Origin of the sequence: Ideonella azotifigens (assembly GCF_006519715.1) — a bacterium.
In the GTDB taxonomy this organism is placed as follows: Bacteria; Pseudomonadota; Gammaproteobacteria; order Burkholderiales; family Burkholderiaceae_C; genus Ideonella; species Ideonella azotifigens.
Genome location: NZ_VIDT01000703.1, coordinates 1 through 2,711, shown reverse-complemented (window position 1 = coordinate 2,711; position 2,711 = coordinate 1). Strand labels below are relative to the sequence as shown.

Annotated in this window: 4 protein-coding genes; all 4 read left to right on the top strand. The window is 66.4% G+C overall.

The annotated features are described in order from the left end of the window. The coding region (locus tag FKP22_RS33555; protein ID WP_211361598.1) for a hypothetical protein at nt 1–223 on the top strand (223 nt) is incomplete at its 5' end. 167 nt (nt 224–390) lie between these two features. Then, nucleotides 391–1,242 carry a WcbI family polysaccharide biosynthesis putative acetyltransferase gene (locus FKP22_RS26525; protein WP_141290917.1) on the top strand — a complete coding sequence of 284 codons (852 nt, stop codon included), beginning with the start codon at nt 391–393 and terminating at the stop codon, nt 1,240–1,242. Then, nucleotides 1,239–2,144 (top strand): EamA family transporter, encoded by a 906-nt coding sequence (locus tag FKP22_RS26520; protein WP_231010485.1) that lies wholly within the window; start codon nt 1,239–1,241, stop codon nt 2,142–2,144. Before FKP22_RS26525 ends, FKP22_RS26520 begins: the two co-directional genes overlap by 4 nt. Nucleotides 2,145–2,194: 50 nt before the next feature. After that, on the top strand, nt 2,195–2,629 hold the full coding sequence (locus tag FKP22_RS26515; protein ID WP_141290915.1) for an AI-2E family transporter: 435 nt from the start codon (nt 2,195–2,197) through the stop codon (nt 2,627–2,629). The last annotated feature ends 82 nt before the right edge of the window (nt 2,630–2,711 follow it).

Here is a 2,711-nt window from a genome sequence, read left to right as displayed (position 1 = left end):
CGCTGAAACCCAGGCCGACGATGGCGACGCAGGCCTCGCCGCTCGAGGGAATGTTGCTGTCGTTGCTGATGCTGCTGAGGTCCATGCGCCGGGCTCCCGCGGCAGCTCGTGGCCGCCTGGATGGGTGGTGAATGCCCGCATGCTCGCGCGCCGCCGGTTTGGCGTGAACGCAGATTGCTGCATAAGCTCATACGCGAAACGGCATAAGCTTGGATTGAAATGAGCATATAGAGGTAAGCCCCCCCGCCGGGCCCACCGCCCTGCGCCGCGCCCCCTGCACGAGCCCGGGCCGCAACGCCGGTCTTTTTTCATTCCGGCAGAGGCTGACACGGCCATCGTGATGGCTGTCGGCCCGCGGATAATTGTGGTGCAGCGGGGAGGCTGCTTTCCATGACCCACATCGTCATATTCGGCAATTGCCAGGGGCAGCACTTGGGGTACCTGCTCGGCAAATGCCTGCCGTCGGACACTTACCGCATCTCCAGCTACTCCAACAATGGCCGCACAGGTGGCATGAAGCGGGCAGACGAGATTGTTGCGGGCATCCTGAAGAGCGACGTGTTCATCTATCAACCGCTGACCGAGAAGCACGGCCGGTTGTGCACGGCAGATCTGGTGCGGCAATTGAAGCCCGGCGCAAAGTCGGCTTCGTTTCCGTATTTTTATAACAGCGGCGCCTATTCTCTTTGCCATGCGCCACAGGCTGCTGGAAAGCACTATGGTGCGATTTTTGGCGAAGAAATCATCACCGGGCTGCTGGAAGAGGGTTTGACGGTCGCGGAGATTCTGGATCGCTATCGGGAAGGCCGTATCGACTTCAGGCTCGCACAACGCTTTGCCGAAAGCCATGCCCAAATGAAGCTGCGGCAGCAGGGCTGCGACGTGCGAGTCACTGGCTACATCAAGAAATTCGCACGGCGACAAAGGCTGTTCTTGACGCACAACCACCCAACCAACGTGGTGTTCTTTGAGATGTTGAAGCAACTGGCCGTGCTCACCGGTCTCCCTGTCGCCTTGCCGGCCGGTGCCCGGAAAACACTGGATCAGTTGACGCGGACCAACTGTCCGGTCAGCCCTTACGACATCAAGACCATGGGTTACCCGTTTGAACCGGATCCGGACTGGTATGAGCGAGGCAGTGCGTTGATCCTGACCATTGCGGCGCACTGGCGCCCGGTCGCCGCGAGCGCCACGACGCCCGTCGCTGCGCCGGTACCCATCGGGGTGGGCGCGGCGGCGTGAAACAGGCTTCCCTCCGGCCCGCGGACCTCGCGCTGGCCCTGCTGGTCATCGTCGTGTGGGGCGTCAACTTCGCGGTCATCAAGGTCGGCGTGGCGGGCGTGCCGCCGTTCCTGCTGGGCGCGATGCGCTTCGCGCTGGCGGCGTTTCCTGCGCTGCTGGTGTTCCGGCCGCCCAAGCTGCCGCTGCGCTTGTACCTGGCTTATGGCCTGACGATCTCGGTTGGCCAGTTTGCCTTGCTGTTCACCGCGATCCACCTGGGCATGCCTTCGGGGCTGGCCTCGCTGGTGCTGCAGTCGCAGGCCTTCTTCACGATGTTCTTCGCCGCCGTCTGGCTGAAGGAACGCTGGCAGGCCAACCAGCTGGCGGGGCTGCTGCTGGCGGCCTGCGGGCTGGCGCTGATCGGCAGCGCGCACGGCGCAAGCATGCCGCTGGTGGGCTTTGGCCTGACGGTGGCGGCCGCGGTGATGTGGGCCTGCGGCAACATCGTCACGCGCTCGCTGAACCGCTACGCGCCGTTCAACCAGACGGCGTTTGTGGTCTGGGCCAGCCTGGTGCCGCCGCTGCCCTTCCTGGCGCTGTCGTACCTGCTGGAAGGCCCGGAGGCCATCGGCGCCGCGCTGCGCAACCTCAGCCTGCAGTCCTTCGGCGCGGTGGCCTACCTGGCCTGGGCCGCCACGCTGCTGGGCTACGGCGTGTGGACCTACCTGATGGGCCGCTACCCGGCCAACCGCGTGGCGCCGTTTTCGATGCTGGTGCCGTTGGTGGGCCTGAGCACCGGCTGGCTGGTGTTCGGCGAGGCGCTGCAGCCCATCCACTTCGCCGGCGGCGCGCTGCTGATGCTCGGGCTGCTGGTCAATGTGTTCGGCGGACCCTGGCTGGCCAGGTTGCGGCCGGCGAACTGAGCCCCGCAGCCTCGATACTTGCCGCTTCGCTGCATTCCCCGGGCACCCTGATGACGCCGACGGCACCCCACGAGGCCTGGACCTCATCACTGGCTTTGAAGATCCTCGCCGGCACGGCCGTGCTGGGGCTGCTGTACCTGGGCCGCGGGGTGCTGGTGCCGATCACGCTGGCGGCGATGCTGGGCTTTGTGCTGGCGCCGCTGGTGAAGAAGATCCGCGGGCTGGGCCTGGGGCAGGCTTCCGCGGCGATGCTGGCGCTGATCGTCGCCGGGCTGGCCGCTGCCGGCGTGGCGATGGCGATCCTGGTGCAGCTGGGCACGATGTCCGACAGCATGCCTCGCTACGAGGCCCATGTGCAGGCCAAGATCGCGACGCTGCGCGAAGCCACGCTGGGGCGACTGGCCGAGGCGCAGGGCCGTGCCGGCCGGCTGATCGGCAACCTGGCGCCTGCGGCCGACCCTGACCACGGGGCCGACACGCCCTAGGCCGACGGCGCACCTTCCAGCCTGCTGCTGCGCTTCGTCTCGTCGATCTGGGCGCCGTTGGGCACGACCGGCGTGGTGCTGC